The sequence below is a fragment of the Nitratireductor sp. ZSWI3 genome, assembly GCF_024655565.1.
Lineage (GTDB): Bacteria > Pseudomonadota > Alphaproteobacteria > Rhizobiales > Rhizobiaceae > Nitratireductor.
The window spans coordinates 1-16,085 of the sequence record NZ_JANKOF010000061.1 but is presented as its reverse complement, the minus strand read 5'-3'; the positions used below and the strand labels follow the sequence as shown (position 1 = coordinate 16,085).

Here is a 16,085-nt window from a genome sequence, read left to right as displayed (position 1 = left end):
CACACCGCCGCCGCCCGCTTCTAGCCGAAGATCGGGTCGCGCACCATAGTCTTGCCATGTCTGGGCTGCAAGAAAGCCCGGTCTGTCGCCCTTCCGACACAAGGACCGCGCATCCGCCTGCCGATGAAAGCCCTGGTTAAAACGACCTTTACGATCATGGGTCAGTCTGCGCATTCCAGACCGTGTCGCACTGAGGAAAGCCGCTGCCCCGTGAAACCCCGGTTTGCGCTCGCCGCCCTGCTCTTTGCCCTTCCCGTATCCGCTGCGGCGCAGGCGCTGCCGGACATGGCGCCGATCCCCTTTGCCAGGCCGAACGCAGCCGCCGCGCCACAGGCGGCGATCGATCAGCTCACGCAGACGGCGACCGTCCGCCCCGATATCGACGGTGCCGTCCCCGGCCTCGACGCGGAGCTTTCGACCCTCATGGAAGGGCTCGATGCGGTCTCCCGCGGCGACCTCGACATGGCCCGCCAGCTGCGTGACCGCTCGGCCGGCAACCGGCTCGATCGGCGCATCCTCTCCTGGGCGATCGCCCTTTCCGGCGATAAGGCCCTGTCGAGCGCGGAGATCGCCAGGACCAGCCGGGAGCTCGCCGGCTGGCCGGGCATGGAGGACCTGCGCGCCAATGCGGAGCGCGCCCTTTTCCGCGAGCGGCCCTCGCCCGAAACTGTGATTGAGATTTTGGGAAACAGCACGCCGAAGACCTATGAGGGCGCTGTCGCGCTGGCGCGCGCGCATCTGGCCAACGGCCGGCGCTATGCGGCGCGCGCCGTTCTGTCGCCGCGCTGGCGCACACACAAGCTCGAGGCGGCGCAGGAGGTGGCCTTCATCCGCGAGTTCGGCGAGCTTGTCTCAAAAGCCGACCATCGCTTCCGCATGGAGCGCATGCTTTATGAGGACCGCGTCCGCTCGGCCGAGCGCGTGGCCGGCCTTGCCGGCGCCGAAGCGCTTGCCGATGCCTGGGCAGCCGTCATCCGCGGCGAAAAGACTGCCGGCAAGCTTCTCGATGCCGTGCCGGCCGCCCAGCGCAGCGCCGGTTACATCTTTGCCAAGGCCCGCCATCTGCGCCGGCGCGACCGGTATCGCGAGGCCGCCACCGTCATGCTGACCGCGCCGCGCGACGCGGCCGCCCTCGTCGATCCCGACGAATGGTGGATCGAGCGACGCGCACTGTCACGCGAACTGCTCGACATCGGCGACGCCAAGACCGCCTATCGCATCGCCGCCGCCCATGCGGCCGAAAGCCCGGCCCGGGCGGCCGATGCCGAGTTTCACGCCGGCTGGTACGCGCTGCAAGCGCTGAAGGACCCCAGGGCCGCCGCCCGGCACTTCGCGCGCATCGCCGAGATTGCCGAGGGACCGATCTCCAACGCCCGCGCCTACTACTGGCTCGGCCGCGCGGCCGAAGCGGGAGGTCCCGGCGAGGCGGCCGCGTATTTTGCACAGGCCGCCGCCTACGGCACCGCCTTCTACGGCCAGCTTGCCGCGGCGAGGATCGGCCGCACGGTGCTTGCGGCCACCTATCCGGAGGCGAGCACGGAGGACCGCCGGGCGTTTTCGGCGCGCGAGGTGGTGCGGGCGATCAAGAGGCTGGAACAAACCAGCCATGCCTGGCGCGCCGCCCGTCTCTACCGCGACCTGGCGGGCGAGCTGACGAGCCCCGGCGAACTCGCCCTTCTTGCCGCGATGGCCGAGCAGCGCGGCGACCACATGCAGGCGCTGCGCGTCGGCAAGATCGCCGCGGCGCGCGGCATCGGCATCGGCGCGCTGGCCCATCCGCTGGGGGCGATACCGGCCGAGGCGAGCCTCGCCTCGGCGCGTCAGGCGCTCGCCTATGCGGTGGCGCGCCAGGAAACCGAGTTCAACGGTACCGCCGTCTCCCCCGCCGGGGCGCGCGGCCTGCTGCAGCTCATGCCCCGCACCGCACAGGAGATGGCGCGCAAGAGCGGCCTGCCCTATTCGCGCGACCGGCTGACGCAGGATACCGCCTATAATGCACGGCTCGGGGCGGCCTATCTCGACGAGCAGCTGCGGCGCTTCGGCGGCTCCTACGTCCTGACCTTCGCCGGCTACAATGCCGGGCCGCGACGGGCCGCCGAATGGATCGAGCGCTATGGCGACCCGCGCGGCAAGCCCATCGACGAGATCGTCGACTGGATCGAGCGCATCCCCTATTCGGAGACCCGCAACTATGTGCAGCGGGTGATGGAGAACTACCAAGTCTACAAGATGCGCCTTTCCGGCCGGTTCGACATTGCCGGCGATCTTGCGGCCGGCGGCTGAATCGCCGCCGCCGCCCTTCTGCCGCCCGAATTGCCCGGCTACAGCGCCGTGCGTCCGAACGGACGCACAAAGGACGCCGTAAACCCTTGAATCTACGCATCGTGCTTTCCGAAAATCGATTCCGATTTTCGGGCCGATGCGCCAGACCGGTTCATCGTTTCATGGGAACGTTGCCCCGTTCTATCTCTTTGTTTTTCCGAGTTTATGCGGTGGTCAGGTGATTCCACCTGACTGCAAAATGCTCTATACCTTGCCGCGAAGCATGGAGGGCGACGATGGCGGACGGCGCATACCGCGACATCTTCTACACCGCACAGGACGGGCTGCGGCTGCATGCGCGCCTTTACGGGCAGGAGAACGGCGGATTGCCGGTCGTGTGCCTGCCCGGCCTGACGCGCAATGCGCGCGACTTCCACGCCCTGGCGCTGCAGCTCGCCACGCGGCCGCGGGCGCCGCGCAAGCTGGTCGCCTTCGACTACCGGGGCCGCGGCCAATCGGCCTATGATCCCGACTGGCGCCGCTACGACGTCGCCGTCGAGGCGGCCGACATCGCGGCCGGGTTGGCTGCCATGGGCATCGAGCATGGTGCCTTCATCGGCACGTCGCGCGGCGGCCTCATCGCCATGGCGCTCGCCGCCTCACGCCCGATGCTGCTGAAGGCCGTCGTGCTCAACGACATCGGCCCGGTGATCGAAGGCGACGGGCTGGCGCAGATCCGCGCCTATCTGGAGCGCGCACCGAGACCGGAAACGCTCGCCGAGGCCATCGAGATCCAGAAGGCGATTCACGGCGAGGCCTTCCCGGCGCTCACCGAGGAAGACTGGGCGCGCTTCGCCGCGGCGATCTTCCGCGACGACGGCGGAAGGCTCGTCGCCGATTTCGATCCGAATCTCCTCAAGTCCCTCAAGGCCGTCGACCTCGACAGCCCGCTGCCGACGCTGTGGCCGCTTTTCGAGGGGTTGGGCGGCATTCCGCTGCTCGTCATCCGCGGCGCCAATTCGCGCCTCCTGTCCGCCGCGACGCTGGCGCAGATGGCGGCGCGGCATCCGGCGATGGAGGCGATCACCGTCGAGGGCCAGGGACACGCGCCCCTGCTGGAAACAGGCTCCCTGCCCTCCCGCATCGCCGCCTTCATCGACAAGGCTGAGCGACAGCCTTCCCGCTGAGCCGACACAGCCCCGCATCTCAAGCTTCGAGTTGGCGACGTGGGTGGAGGTGGTGCGCAAAGATCAAGGCCCCTTCTCCCCGCACGCGGGGAGAAGGTGAGGATGAGGGGCGAGCGCCAAAGATCGAGGAGATAGCGGGATGGACGGGTGAATCAGACATGTTGGCGCACGCCCCTCATCCCCTGCCGGGACCTTCTCCCCGCACGCGGGGAGAAGGAAGCCGTCATCAATTCTGAACGATATGTGGAATGCCGCATCCCGAGCCAAGGATCGTACGGCTGCCATCGGCGATTGCCATGCCCTTGAAGGGACGGGGTAAGGGTTGGGGGCCGCGCGCCGACGCCGCCGGGCCGACACCTCGCGATCGGCTCATAGCTTCCTTCAGAAGAGCAAACGCACTAATGTCCTGCCCCAACCAAACTGATCAGTTTGGTTGGGATAAGCAGGCCACTAAGATATTGAAGCAAAGTTGCCCTAGCCCCGGCCGACCTTCTTCTTGCGGCGCTCGAGGACGTCGACGCAGGGGTCGAGATCGCTGGTCGCCAAATGCGCGTAGCGCATCGTCATCTGCAGGGTCTGGTGGCCGAGCCACATCTGGACGCGGCGCAGGTCGATGCCGCCCTGGACCAGCCGCGAGGCGCAGGTGTGGCGCAGGACGTGCGGCACCACCTGATCGTCCTTCGACAGACCGACCTCGGCCTTGGCATCGTTCCAGATGGTGCGAAACTGCGCCTGGCGCAGCATCGCGAACGGGCCTTTCAGGCCGTCGCGCGGCACCTCGACCGCCTTCTGCGCCCGCTTGGTCAGCGGAACGGAGCGCGCCCTTGCCGATTTGGTGATCCAGAAGCTGGCGCGGCCATCGATCACGTCGTTCCAGGTCAGCCCGAGCGCCTCACCCAGACGGCATCCCGTATCGACCAGAAAGACGCACAGGCGCCCCGCATCCTCGTTGCGGCGGGCGATCGCTCCGAACAGCATGTCCTCCTCGTCCCGCGACAGAAAGCGAATCCGGCCGGACCGCTCCTTCTGGCGCCGGAACTCCGGCAAGCTGTGGATATCACCCATCTTGTGCGCCTTCCGCAGAAGCTTGCTCAACGCAGCCATCTTTCGATTGATGGTCGCGTTGCTGTTTCCGCGGGCGCGCAATTTTCCGGTCAGCTCGTCCAGCGTTTCCTGGCCGAACGCGCTAAAGCGCTTCCCCAACATGAGCTCGTCGAGCTCACCGATGAAGAACGTCACATTGTATCTGTGTTTCCCGGGCTCCCAAAGTATGTCTGCATACTTCGCGAACAACTCTTTTAGACTGAACTCAGAAACGACCCGTAGACGATCGTCGCTGAACGTTACCGAATAGCGAGAAACCGATAGATTCCACTCGCCATCCAGTTCGTGTACCAAACTCATGTCAGGCCACTTCCCGGATGCTTATGTTTCTACTTTCGGTATCCCTCTGAGTTTGGCCCCACCCCTGAAGCTTAAAAATCTCTAAGTTCCCCAAACGTACCTAAGTCCCCAGAAGGATACTAATGTCGTCCGCTCAGGAAGGTCCACTGTTTTTTTGACTCCGCCTTGCGCAGGTGGGTTCGAAATCCGAATCCGATACCTGGCGTCGCCATGTTGGGGCAGGCTCCTAAACGCCTGTCCGAGGGGTGCATGCATTGCAATCCGGGCCCGCCCTTCGCCAAACCTCTCCCCATGGAACCCGTGACGAACCATGTGGCGCCCGCGCGCCGACGAAGAGACGGGGAAATGAAGCCCGGCGAGTTCTCGCCGGGCTTCGAACACTAAGCGCGAGGCTTAGAAGTCACGCTGGAGGCGGAGGAAACCGTTCCACTGATCAACATCATCACCCGAAGTATCGAACGACGAATACGTCACAGCCAGCTTGGCATTGAAGTTCTCGACGATCTGATAATCGATCGTGGTGCCGAGCTTCCATGCATCGATGTCACCCAAGAGGCCATGACCGATGTCGCTGTAGTAGGAACCACCCAGCGAGGCCTTCAGCTTCGGCGTGAACTTGTAGCCAAGTTCGGCTGCAACTGACCATTCAGCACCGGCGTGGAAAGGCATATTCAGCCCGGAAGAGCCAAGGCTAATGATACCGTCAAAAGGATTGACCGAGTAGTAACCGATGCCGCTCTCGTACTGGGCCATCACGCCCAACCACATGCGGTCGGAGAGATTCGCCTTCACGATACCCTTGACGGCGAATTCTTCGCCTGTGGCATCATAGGCAGCATAAAGGTCTGCGCTGCCCCAGCCCTGGCTGACGCCCAGGCGACCAACCACATTCGGCGTCCAATCGTAATCCTTGTCCGCTTCTTCGAGCGACAGCGAGGCCGTGAAGCCGTTGCCGCCGACGAAGGTGTAGTTGACGAAGTGGACGCGGCTGTAGGGGAAGAAGCCGACATCCTGCTCGCCGGAGAGGCCCGTATCCCAGATCGAGTCGGAGACACCCATGGACAGGCCGCCGAGCGAGATAATCGCCTGCTGCAGGTTCACGCCGGAACCCGTGATACCCTGCGAGTAAGCATCACCGTCGTTAAGGCCGGGAGTGGCCTCAGGAGCCCCCGAAGAGGTCGTGCCACGCAGCTTGATGAAGGCGCCCAGCGTGCCGTATTCGGTCTCGGAGCGCGCATCGAGGTTGATTTCCCCACGAGCGTACTTGTTCCAGCCATCATCAATGCCGAACTCGTCGGTGATGTCGCCATTGGAGAAGCCCATCTGGTAACGGACCATGCCGCTGATCTTGAGGCAGGTCTCGGTGCCGGGGATGTAGAAGAAGCCGGCGCCGTAAACGTCACAGACGCGGACATATTCCATCGGCTCCGGCTCGGGGACGACGATCGGATCGGCCGCCTTGGCGCCGGTCGCTGCAGCCATCAGGGCCGCGGAGCCAATCAGAAGGCTCTTGAGTTTCATTTTCTGACCTCCAGTCAGAATCGCTGACGGAGGCGGAAATCACAGGTGGCGAATTAAGCCAACCATATGAAATTCAATTGCTTTATGAGGCATTGCCGCTTTCGCAGGCACAGAACTGTGAGGGCGTCATCACAGGCGCTTGTTGGCGAATGCCTTGCCCGATCCGGGCTTGAAATACCGCTCCAGCGGCCGGGCCACGGCCTCGGTTTCGACGGCAACATAGGACAGGAGGATCAGCGGGCGGTGCATCCTCGTGGACGTCACATATCCGTCCCGGTGCGAAGCGAAGCGCCGTTTGAGATCGTTCGTCGATCCCACATAGACGTCGCCATTGCTCAATCTGAGGAAATAGACGTACCACACGGCACCGGCCTCCCCCTGCGCACTGACATCCGAAGCTCTTTCAGGAGGGAGCAGTCTCCCTACGCCAAGGCTTCGGGAGACACCCTTCGCCCTGCGGGCTCCAGGTGGCCTGCCACCCGAAGCCCAAAGGGCGTAGGGTGGCGGAGAGGATGGGATTCGAACCCACGAGACCCTTTTGGGGTCTACTCCCTTAGCAGGGGAGCGCCTTCGACCACTCGGCCACCTCTCCGGCGAATGGCTGGATAAAGAAAACCGGCCGGACAATCAATATCGCATTTGCCTTTCGCGCACTTAATATAAAGGGCGGCAGCCGGTTGCCATTGCCGTCCGACGCGGCAGGCGGCCGGGCTCGCCGGGAAAAGGGAATCGGAACGATCCGTCCGCGGGGCGCGCTCGCTGCGATTCGTGGCGGAAAACATGGGGTTCCTCATCCGGAAGTGCCGACCGGCCGGCGTCTCTGGCGGCTCCAAACGTTAAGAAAACCTTTCCCGCTCTCCCAGATCGTGTCATTTGTGCAACAGCCATTCCGGATAGCATGTCACTGGAGGCCCTTCCTGGCTAATCGCAGTTGAACCGCCGATCCCCATGAGTAATGTCGGGATCGGAAAGGGGGCGCGAGAGCGCGAACTTTTCATTCTTGGGGATGGGGCAGGGAACGCTGTCCTTCAGCAAAATACCCAGACCCGTATTTAGAACTTTGACTGGAGGTCAGAAAATGAAACTCAAGAGCCTTCTGATTGGCTCCGCGGCCCTGATGGCTGCAGCGACCGGCGCCAAGGCGGCCGATCCGATCGTCGTCCCCGAGCCGGAGCCGATGGAATATGTCCGCGTCTGCGACGTCTACGGCGCTGGCTTCTTCTACATCCCCGGCACCGAGACCTGCCTCAAGATCAGCGGCATGGTCCGTTACCAGATGGGCTTCCAGAGCGGTGACTTTGGTGATGGCGACGGCTGGAGCAAGTATGCTCGCGCCGAGGTGAACTTCGACGCCCGCTCCGAGACCGAATACGGCACGCTGGGCGCCTTCATCAAGCTGCGTGGCCACACGAACAATGACGATGGCGGTCCGGTTTTCGATCCGGGTCTGAATGACGGCGATCATTATTCGCAGGGCATCGGCGGCTACTTCCGTCTGCAGCAGGCGATCATCTCGCTCGGTGGCCTGTCCATGGGTATCTCCGATTCGATCTGGGATACGGGCCTCTCCGGCGAGCAGGATGTCGGCTTCTTCCCCTACAACCGCGTCCACTTCCTCAACTACACCTTCGTCGGCGGCAACGGCTTCACGGCCTCGCTGTCGCTCGAAGAAGCGGACGACAGCTACGACTGGACGCCGAATGTGGTTGGTCGCCTGGGCGTCAGCCAGGGCTGGGGCAGCGCAGACCTTTATGCTGCCTACGACGCAACGGCTGAAGAATTCGCCGTCAAGGGTATCGTGAAGGCGAACCTCTCCGACCGCATGTGGTTGGGCGTGCTCGCTCAGTACGAGAGCGGCATCAGCTACTACTCGGTCGATCCGTTCGACGACATCTCCACCTTCTCCTACAGCTCCACCTACTTCCCGGGTGCGGAGTGGTCGGTTGCAGCCGAACTCGGCTACAAGTTCACGCCGAAGCTGAAGGCCTCGCTGGGTGGTTCCTACTACAGCGACATCGGTCACCACGATTCGGGCATCGATGGCTGGAAGCTCGGTACGACGATCGACTACCAGATCGTCGAGAACCTGAACAGCAAGCTGGCGGTCACCTACTCGTCCTTCGACGTCCCGGGCGACGACTTCAACCAGTGGAGCGGTTTCCTCCGCATCCAGCGCGACTTCTAATCCGAAGTCCCGTTACTGGATCAAGCAAGGCCCGGCTTCTGCCGGGCCTTGTTCTTTTTGGGCGTCCGGCATCGGTTGCCCGATCGGCGAAGGCAAAAGCGATTTCGTTCGCCCGAGGCTTGCTGTAGGGTCGCGCCGTCTGAAACGAATGATGTGCCGAACCGACGCAATGCCCACCTCCCGCCCGCCCCTCACCCCGCTCGCCCGGTCGCTGCCCTCCACCGTGCCCTTCGTCGGCCCGGAAACGCAGGAGCGCGCCATGGGCCGCCCCTTCCGCGCCCGCCTCGGAGCCAATGAAAACGGCTTCGGCCCCTCCCCGCGCGCCGTCGCGGCGATGGCTGAGGCCGCCGGCGATGTCTGGAAATACGGCGATCCCGAAAGCTTCGACCTGCGCCGGGCGCTCGCCAGCGAGCACGGCGTCGGCATGGACACCATCGCCATCGGCGAAGGCATCGACGCGCTGCTCGGCCTGATCGCCCGCCTCTATATCGAGCCCGGCACGCCGGTCGTCACCTCGCTCGGCGGCTACCCGACCTTCAACTATCACGTCGCGGGCTTCGGCGGGCGGCTCGTCACCGTGCCCTATGACGGCGATCGCGAGAACCTTGCGGGCCTTGCCGAAGCCGCGGCGCGCGAGAAGGCGCCGCTCGTCTACCTTTCCAACCCGGACAACCCCATGGGCACCTGGTGGGAGGCCAGCGAGATCGAGCGCTTCATCGAAAGCCTGCCGGAAACCTCGATGCTGATCCTCGACGAGGCCTATGGCGAGACGGCGCCCGCTTCCGCCCTGCCCCCTTTCGACACGAGCCGGGCCAACGTTTTGCGCCTGCGCACCTTTTCCAAGGCCTATGCGCTGGCCGGCATGCGCTGCGGCTATGCCATCGGCGAGGCCGAGACGATCCGTTCCTTCGACAAGATCCGCAATCATTTCGGCATGCCGCGCATCACCCAGGCGGCCTGCCTGGCGGCGCTCGAGGACCGGGCGTATCTCGCCGCCACCATCGCCAGGATCAAGGCCTGCCGCGAGCGCATCGCCGGGATCGCCACCGCGCACGGCCTTGCCGCCATTCCCTCGGCCACCAATTTCGTCGCCATAGACTGCGGCGGCAAGGCGGTCGCCGAGGCGGTGATGCAGGGCCTGATCGCCCGCGACGTCTTCGTGCGCAAGCCGGCAACGCCCGGCCTCGACCGCTGCATCCGCGTCAGCGTCGGCCCGGAGGAAGAGATCGCCTGCTTCGAGGAAGCCTTCGCCGAGGCGTTGAAGGCGGTGCGCAACCAGCGCTGAAAATTGGATCGGCAGGCGAGAAATCGGATCCGCCTGCCGTCGCAACATTCTGTTTTTCTTGAACTGGAGTCTACGCCGCCAGCGCGGCGCGTGTCCTGCCGATCATCAGCGCCGCCTCGGCGGCCTCGCGCCCCTTCTCGACGAAATGCCGGCGATAGATCTCGGTGTGGTGCCCGGTCGGCTGGTAGTGGTGCGGCGTCAGCGACACGGAGAGCACGGGGATGCCGGTGTCCATGCCGGCGCGCATCAGCCCGTCGACGACCGCCTGTGCGACGAAGTCATGCCGGTAGATGCCGCCGTCGACCACGAGGGCGGCCGCGGCGACGCTGGCATAGCGGCCGGACGCTGCGAGATCCCGCGCCAGAAGCGGCATCTCGAAGGCGCCGGGAACCTCGAAAACGTCCACCTGATCGGCGGGAATGAGCTCGCAGAATCCATCGAGCGCCCGGTCGACGATGTCGGCATGCCATTTGGCCTTGATGAATGCGTAGCGGGTGTGTGTCATCGTGATCTCCTTTCGCAACGGACACGTCACCCAAGGCGATCACGGGCAGTCTCCCCGCCGCTCTCGTGGTCTGACCCAAACAGATGGTGCCCATCTGTTTGGACAAGTCAGCCCACAAGCTGTTGATCTGGTGGGGCGATTTTCCTGACAGATGGGTACCATCTGTCAGGATCGCACCACTAGACGGCACGGACCCTGCACGTTCTCTTCCATCCGGACTGTCACCGTCGGCCCAGGAATCGCACCTGGTCTGCTGGCCCTTCCCCGACTGTCGATCATGGGAAGGCGCTCGCGGGCTTGCGGCCTGCGCCGCTCACCGCCGGTGGGGACTTCCACCCCGCCCTGAGAACCGGGCGAAGATAGCAGAAGCGCGGGCACCGGCAAGCGCCACGGATGGTGAGCAGCAGCGGTGGATGCGATTTTCCCCAACTGATTGGAGCATATCCGATAGCTATGTTCTTGTTTTATAAATTCTTTTTAGAACACTTATATCCGCCGCAGATGATTGTCCCAGGCCGGCGCATCGGGCGCCTCGCGGCGGATGCTCTCGGTGCCGCCATCGGGGCCGGTGCGGACAATCGCCCCGCGGCCGCTCGTCTCCAGGAGGCGGCGCGCGCCGAGCGGCGCCAGCCCGCAGCCGTCCTTCAGCACGCGCTCGCCGAGGCAGGCGCCCGTCGCCGCGTCCCAGAAGACGGCGATCCCGCCGCGCGGCGAAGAGGTGGCGACGATGTCGCCTGCAAGGTCCGTCGACACCGAGCCGACATAATTGTCGAGCGCCTTCAATGTCGCTTGCGGCCCGGCGAAGAGCTCGATCTTGCGGCCACGGCGATGCCTGCCGACCAGCGGCGGGCGGGCGCCGTCCTCGCCCTGGTATTGCGCACCGAACCACACGAGGCCCCGGCCATCGAGCACCAGGTGGCGGATCGAGAGCTGGTGCAGTTCCGGGGCCAGGTCCACCTGCTCGAGAAGGTCGCCCGTTTCGCTGTCGACATAGGCCAGGCTCGGCTTCATGGTCGGCAGGTTGAGCTTGACCCGCTCGTAATCCGGATGGGTCAGGATGCCGCCATTGGCGACGCACAGCGTGCGTCCATCACGCAAGAGGATCACCTCATGCGGGCCGATGCCGCCGGTGGCGAACTCGCCGATGCGGCGATACCCGTCTGTCGTGTCGTAGAGCCCGGTCACACCGCGCTCTCCGGCGTAATCGTTCTCGGTGGCGAGCAGCAGGCGGCCGTCCGGCGTGAAGACGCCATGGCCGTAGAAATGGCGCTCGGGCGGCGGCGCGAAGGCCACGGGCTCGTTCCCGCCGTCGATCGAAAAGGCGACCGCGAAACGGCCCGGCGAGCGGGCGAAGGCGACCGCCCTGCGGCGCGGCGCGTCGATGGCGAAGGAGTGGCCGCGCGCTTCCAGCGGCAGCACCAGCCGGTCGCGCCCGGCCGCATCGATCACCGCCGCCTCGAAGGCGCCGCCGTTGAGCCGTGCGCCGAGAAACAGCGCCTCCCCGGCCTCTCCGGCCGCAGCTCCGGCCGGCCACAGCGTCGCCGCGCCGCAGAGCGCCAGAAAGGTCCTGCGGTCAATCTCCGTCGAGCGCATTGAACCCCATCACCAATCCGAGCGCGCCGGACAGTTCGCCGTTGAGCATGTGCTTGGCGCCTTCCATGGCCACGGCGGCATAGGCGATGCGCGCCCGGTCTTCCTCCTCGGCAAAGGCCTCTTCAGGCTTGCCCGCGACCGCCAGCAGCGCATCGCGCGCGTGGCCAACGTCGAAGACCACGCCGCGGCCATAGCCGTTGACCGTGTCGGACGGACCTTCGACGAAGCCCGCCGCCTCGACCAGCTGCTTCACCCCGTCGAGCTGGGCGGCGGCGAAGGCGAAGCTCTGCCTGCTGCGCCAGAAGGGGGCGCGGCGGCCATTGGCCTTCTGCGGCGCGTCGCCGAGCGCCGGCAAGAGCTCGGCGTTGCGGGTGAACTGCAACGCCGTGCCGGCCGCCTTGACGATTTCGGCCGCCACCTCCCCGACCGAGCGATAGGGATCGCGGTCGGCCGCCGGCGCGGTGAAAGCCGCGTGGAAGGCCGTGCCCTCGCCCCATGCCCCGATCAACGCTTCGGCGATGCCCGCAACATTGCCGGCGACCGCCGCGCCGTAGCGGCAGCGCCGCTCGTCGCCGCCGGCCGCGCCGAGCTTTTCCGCGCCGGTGCCGAACAACACGTAGTCGAGCGCCGGCAGGCCCTGCAGGGCGACGCTCTCAGCGGCGATGTCCGCCGGCAGTGCGTCTTTGGAGCCGAGCAGGCCCTGCACCTGGCGCAGTGTCACGCCGCGCGGATCGGGCCAGAAGAACACACGCTCGAAGCGGTTGCCCTCGGCCAGCGGTCCGAAGCGCAGCACCGAGACATGTCCCCAGTTGCCCACCGTCTCGGCGAAGGCGATCCGCGCCGCCTCCAGCGCCGATGGCGACGGATCGCGGCACAGATCGTCCAGCGTGCCTTTCAGCCTGCCGCTCGTCTGGCTGAAGGCGCGCAGCGTCGGGCTCACATAGTCCCGCACGACGCGCACGCCGATGTCGGGCGCGATCGCCTCCTCGGCGCGCGCGGCGATCGGTGCTGCAAGAACAAGGGCGATGATGCAAAGAAAAATGCGCGCGTGCATCAGTGTCTCCGAAAAGTTCTGCCTGGCGATGCGGGGTCAGGACCCATCACTATGGCCGGAACGGCGGCGTTGCATGGCTTACCCCTGCCGGTCTTGCGCGGCAAGGCCGGCGCGTTCAGGAGCGGGAAAGTTGATCGCCGAGCGCCGGCAGCACCAGCCCGTCATGACCGGTGACCGGCCGCGCGTGCCAGAGCCCGTTCAGCACCGCCTCCTCGGCCGCTTCCACCGCCGCCTGCAGGAACGGGTTGATGCGCGCCTCGGCGAGCCGCTCCACCATCTCCACCGTGCCGTCGAGCGACAGCCGGTTGGCGGTCGAGAAGGCGATGGCGACGTCACCGCTGCCGTCGGCCCAGAAGCTGCCCAGCCGGCCGAGCGCCGCGCCTGCACGCCGCGCCACCCGGCCGAGCTGGCGTGAATCGAGCGGTGCGTCGGTCGCGTAGAGGATGATGATCGAGCCCTTGTCCTCGGGGTCGGTGCGCTGCTCGCGTGGCGTCTTCACCCGTTCGCCGAGCACCCGCAGATCGCCCGGCCTGCCGAAATTGGAAAGCACGAGCGCGCCGAGCCTGTAGGTCTCGCCCGAAGGCAGGGCGATCACCCGCGAGGCGCTGCCGACGGCGCCGGCGAAGCCGAAGGTGCGCATGCCGGTGCCGGCGCCCACCGTGCCCTGCTCGAACGCCGTCCCGGCGGTGGCGATCGCCTCGGCGGCCAGCGCCTCGCTCACCGCCAGCGCCTGGATGTCGTTGATGCGCCCGTCATTGCATTCGAGCACCAGGGGATTGACCGTCGGCAGCCTCCGGCCGATCTCGGGGTTGTGCGCCACCGCCCGCCTGATCAGCGCGGTCACACAGGCGGCGACGCCGAAGGTGTTGGTGAGCAGGATCGGCGTCTCGATGCGGCCGAGCTCGGCAAGCTGCATCAGCCCGGCGCTCTTGCCGAAGCCGTTGAGCACGGCCAGCCCCGCCGGCACCGGATGGCGGAAAAGATCTCCGTCATGCGGCAGGATCGCCGTCACCCCGGTCCGCGCCCTTCCCGCGCGCAGCGTCGCATGGCCGACCGTCACGCCCGGCACGTCGGTGATGGCGTTTTTCTCTCCGGCCGGCAGATCCCACCAGCGCCCGTCCGCGTCGAAGATCCTCATGCCGGCCGGGCGCACCCGCCTTGCGGGCCCTCGATGTCGACGGACGTGAAGATATGCATGATCCTCTCCCGGAAGGTTTTGAGGCCGGCCGCTTCACCGGCAGCGCAGAAGGCACAAGCAGGGCTAGCCAACCCCGCAGGAGACTGCAAGATGCCAGCATCCGGTCATGGTCGATACAGAAAAGCGGCGGATCGCCGACCCGTGTCGGAATCCCTTCCGGCCGATCGTCTTCAAGGCAGGAAAACGATGGAGAGCGACGATGAACCCTACGATCACCGCCTTCGAACGGTCGCCGGACCGCGGCAACGGTCTGGCGCGCGACATGCGCGTCCGCTGGGCGCTTGAAGAAGTGGGCCAGCCCTATGAGGTTCGTCTTCTTTCGTTCAAGGCGATGAAGGAACCCGCGCATCGGACGCTGCATCCCTTCGGGCAGATCCCGACCTATGAAGAGGGCGACCTCGCGCTGTTCGAATCGGGGGCGATCGTATTCCACATCGCAGAGCGCCATGCGGGCCTGCTGCCAGGCGACGCCCATGCCCGGGCGCGGGCGATCACCTGGATGTTCGCCGCGCTCAACACGGTCGAGCCGCCGATCTTCGAGCGCAGCCTCGCCATGATCCTCGAACGCGACGAGCCCTGGTACGAGCAGCGCCTGGGCGCCCTCGAGGACAGCATCCGCAAACGGCTGGGCGATCTTTCCCGCCATCTGGACGATGGCGACTGGCTCGACGGCGCGTTCAGCGCCGGTGACCTGCTGATGGTGACGGTGCTGCGCCGCCTGAACGGCTCCGGCATGCTGGAAGAGCATCCCAACCTTGCCGCCTATGTCGCCCGCGGCGAGGCGCGACCGGCCTACAAGCGTGCCTTCGAGGCCCAGCGGGCGGTTTTCACCGCCGCATCATCCTAGTGGTGCGATCCCAACAGATGGGCACCATCTGTTTCGGTCAGACCATTAGGCCCGCCCGGCATCCGTGATAGGATGAAACCTCGATCACGATGGCGAGGTTTCCGGATGGCGATGGTTGCCGTCAGCGCACGGATCACCGGACGCGTCCAGGGCGTGGCGTTTCGCGCCTGGACGCGGGCCGAAGCCCTCCGGCACGGCCTTTCGGGCTGGGTGCGCAACGAGCCCGACGGCTCGGTGCGGGCACTGATCGTGGGAGCCGCCCCTGACGTTGCCGCGATGGTGCGCGCCCTTGGCAACGGGCCGCCGGCCGCGCGTGTCACCAACGTCACGACCGAAACGGTCGAACCTGATCCCGCCATCGCCGGCTTCCGGATCGTCCGCTAGACCACCAGGAAATCATCGAGGCAAATTCCTTGCCCGGACCGCTCCCTTGAAAAATCGCGCGTTCGGTGGCAGATAAGGGACGTGCCCGCCGCGCCCCATGGCGCCTTCCAGCCGGCACTTCGGCCATTCTCCCTTCCTGTCCCGCGCCGGCCGTCGTCTCCCCTTCTCCCGATGCTTTCGCCGATGCGCCGCTTCGGATCGTCGCGCGCGCTCCGTCCACTCCAGCCATGGAGCCTTCCATGCCGTCACGGCTTCTCCTGCCGGTGCTTGCGCTCGCCGTCTTCTTCGTCGGCGCCACCGAATTCATGATCGCCCCGATGCTGACGCCCATCGCCGGGGCCTTCGCCACCACGCCGGCTGCGGCCACCTGGCTCATCTCCTTCTATGCCCTCTCCTATGCAATCGGCGCGCCGCTCATCGGCCTTCTCGCGCATCGGGCGGAGCGGCGCCGCCTGCTTCTGGCCGCCCTGCTGCTGCTCGCCGCCGACGGCGGCGCCGTCACGCTCGCCCCGTCGCTGCCGGTTGCCATCGCCCTGCGCGTCTTCGGCGGCCTCGCCGCCGCGGCGCTCATTCCGGCCGTCTTCGCCCTTATCGCCGACCACTATCCGGCGCGGGACCATTCGGCGGCGATGGGGCTTGCCATGCTCGGCATGACGGCCG

General features: G+C 66.0%; 14 protein-coding genes, 1 tRNA gene and 1 riboswitch. Of the genes, 7 read left to right on the top strand and 8 right to left on the bottom strand.

Annotation, left to right across the window (positions count from 1 at the left end; genetic code table 11):
* Positions 1 to 210 precede the first annotated feature (210 nt).
* On the top strand, positions 211 to 2,283 hold the full coding sequence (locus NUU27_RS17205) for a lytic transglycosylase domain-containing protein (RefSeq protein WP_257763381.1): 2,073 nt from the start codon (positions 211 to 213) through the stop codon (positions 2,281 to 2,283).
* A 275-nt stretch (positions 2,284 to 2,558) separates the two neighbouring features.
* Positions 2,559 to 3,449 carry an alpha/beta fold hydrolase gene (locus NUU27_RS17200; protein WP_257763380.1) on the top strand — a complete coding sequence of 297 codons (891 nt, stop codon included), beginning with the start codon at positions 2,559 to 2,561 and terminating at the stop codon, positions 3,447 to 3,449.
* Positions 3,450 to 3,923: 474 nt separating this feature from the next.
* Here the strand turns inward: NUU27_RS17200 and NUU27_RS17195 are convergent, their stop codons facing one another.
* From NUU27_RS17195 to NUU27_RS17180, 4 genes are all read right to left on the bottom strand, one after another.
* Complete coding sequence (locus NUU27_RS17195; RefSeq protein ID WP_257763379.1) at positions 3,924 to 4,853, bottom strand: site-specific integrase; 930 nt, start codon at positions 4,851 to 4,853, stop codon at positions 3,924 to 3,926.
* 393 nt (positions 4,854 to 5,246) lie between these two features.
* Positions 5,247 to 6,374: a porin gene (locus NUU27_RS17190; RefSeq protein ID WP_257763378.1), complete on the bottom strand. Its 1,128-nt coding sequence runs from the start codon at positions 6,372 to 6,374 to the stop codon at positions 5,247 to 5,249.
* A 129-nt stretch (positions 6,375 to 6,503) separates the two neighbouring features.
* Positions 6,504 to 6,737, bottom strand: a complete 234-nt coding sequence (locus NUU27_RS17185) for a GIY-YIG nuclease family protein (protein WP_257763377.1) — start codon at positions 6,735 to 6,737, stop codon at positions 6,504 to 6,506.
* 138 nt (positions 6,738 to 6,875) lie between these two features.
* Positions 6,876 to 6,966, bottom strand: a tRNA-Ser gene (locus tag NUU27_RS17180).
* 486 nt (positions 6,967 to 7,452) lie between these two features.
* Between NUU27_RS17180 and NUU27_RS17175 the strand changes: the two genes are divergently transcribed.
* Both NUU27_RS17175 and NUU27_RS17170 read left to right on the top strand, forming a co-directional pair.
* Positions 7,453 to 8,559 carry a porin gene (locus tag NUU27_RS17175; RefSeq protein ID WP_257763376.1) on the top strand — a complete coding sequence of 369 codons (1,107 nt, stop codon included), beginning with the start codon at positions 7,453 to 7,455 and terminating at the stop codon, positions 8,557 to 8,559.
* Positions 8,560 to 8,728: 169 nt separating this feature from the next.
* Entirely contained in the window at positions 8,729 to 9,844 is a 1,116-nt protein-coding gene (locus tag NUU27_RS17170) for a pyridoxal phosphate-dependent aminotransferase (RefSeq protein ID WP_257763375.1), read from the top strand.
* Between the two features lie 70 nt (positions 9,845 to 9,914).
* Here the strand turns inward: NUU27_RS17170 and NUU27_RS17165 are convergent, their stop codons facing one another.
* From NUU27_RS17165 to NUU27_RS17150, 4 genes are all read right to left on the bottom strand, one after another.
* Complete coding sequence (locus NUU27_RS17165) at positions 9,915 to 10,349, bottom strand: 6,7-dimethyl-8-ribityllumazine synthase (RefSeq protein WP_257763374.1); 435 nt, start codon at positions 10,347 to 10,349, stop codon at positions 9,915 to 9,917.
* A 197-nt stretch (positions 10,350 to 10,546) separates the two neighbouring features.
* Positions 10,547 to 10,703, bottom strand: a riboswitch (FMN riboswitch).
* 132 nt (positions 10,704 to 10,835) lie between these two features.
* The gene (locus tag NUU27_RS17160) at positions 10,836 to 11,942 is read right to left on the bottom strand and encodes a DUF1513 domain-containing protein (protein ID WP_257763373.1); all 1,107 of its coding nucleotides are present in this window, start codon (positions 11,940 to 11,942) and stop codon (positions 10,836 to 10,838) included.
* A complete protein-coding gene (locus NUU27_RS17155; RefSeq protein ID WP_257763372.1) occupies positions 11,923 to 12,996 on the bottom strand; it encodes an imelysin family protein in 1,074 nt (357 codons plus the stop codon). The genes NUU27_RS17160 and NUU27_RS17155 overlap by 20 nt, the downstream gene beginning before the upstream one ends.
* Before the next feature lie 115 nt (positions 12,997 to 13,111).
* Complete coding sequence (locus NUU27_RS17150) at positions 13,112 to 14,134, bottom strand: P1 family peptidase (protein ID WP_257763371.1); 1,023 nt, start codon at positions 14,132 to 14,134, stop codon at positions 13,112 to 13,114.
* A gap of 259 nt (positions 14,135 to 14,393) precedes the next feature.
* Between NUU27_RS17150 and NUU27_RS17145 the strand changes: the two genes are divergently transcribed.
* The 3 genes from NUU27_RS17145 to NUU27_RS17135 all read left to right on the top strand — a co-directional run.
* Positions 14,394 to 15,041: a glutathione S-transferase family protein gene (locus tag NUU27_RS17145; protein WP_257763370.1), complete on the top strand. Its 648-nt coding sequence runs from the start codon at positions 14,394 to 14,396 to the stop codon at positions 15,039 to 15,041.
* 105 nt (positions 15,042 to 15,146) lie between these two features.
* Complete coding sequence (locus tag NUU27_RS17140; RefSeq protein WP_257763369.1) at positions 15,147 to 15,425, top strand: acylphosphatase; 279 nt, start codon at positions 15,147 to 15,149, stop codon at positions 15,423 to 15,425.
* A gap of 239 nt (positions 15,426 to 15,664) precedes the next feature.
* The coding region (locus NUU27_RS17135) for an MFS transporter (RefSeq protein WP_257763368.1) at positions 15,665 to 16,085 on the top strand (421 nt) is incomplete at its 3' end.

Bases quoted from the DNA above. Each gene is read 5' to 3' on its own strand.
- NUU27_RS17170 (WP_257763375.1), top strand. From the start codon at position 8,729: ATGCCCACCTCCCGCCCGCCCCTCACCCCGCTCGCCCGGTCGCTGCCC.
- NUU27_RS17165 (WP_257763374.1), bottom strand. From the start codon at position 10,349: ATGACACACACCCGCTACGCATTCATCAAGGCCAAATGGCATGCCGAC.
- NUU27_RS17175 (WP_257763376.1), top strand. From the start codon at position 7,453: ATGAAACTCAAGAGCCTTCTGATTGGCTCCGCGGCCCTGATGGCTGCA.
- NUU27_RS17160 (WP_257763373.1), bottom strand. From the start codon at position 11,942: ATGCGCTCGACGGAGATTGACCGCAGGACCTTTCTGGCGCTCTGCGGC.
- NUU27_RS17190 (WP_257763378.1), bottom strand. From the start codon at position 6,374: ATGAAACTCAAGAGCCTTCTGATTGGCTCCGCGGCCCTGATGGCTGCA.
- NUU27_RS17155 (WP_257763372.1), bottom strand. From the start codon at position 12,996: ATGCACGCGCGCATTTTTCTTTGCATCATCGCCCTTGTTCTTGCAGCA.
- NUU27_RS17195 (WP_257763379.1), bottom strand. From the start codon at position 4,853: ATGAGTTTGGTACACGAACTGGATGGCGAGTGGAATCTATCGGTTTCT.
- NUU27_RS17150 (WP_257763371.1), bottom strand. From the start codon at position 14,134: ATGAGGATCTTCGACGCGGACGGGCGCTGGTGGGATCTGCCGGCCGGA.
- NUU27_RS17145 (WP_257763370.1), top strand. From the start codon at position 14,394: ATGAACCCTACGATCACCGCCTTCGAACGGTCGCCGGACCGCGGCAAC.
- NUU27_RS17200 (WP_257763380.1), top strand. From the start codon at position 2,559: ATGGCGGACGGCGCATACCGCGACATCTTCTACACCGCACAGGACGGG.
- NUU27_RS17140 (WP_257763369.1), top strand. From the start codon at position 15,147: ATGGCGATGGTTGCCGTCAGCGCACGGATCACCGGACGCGTCCAGGGC.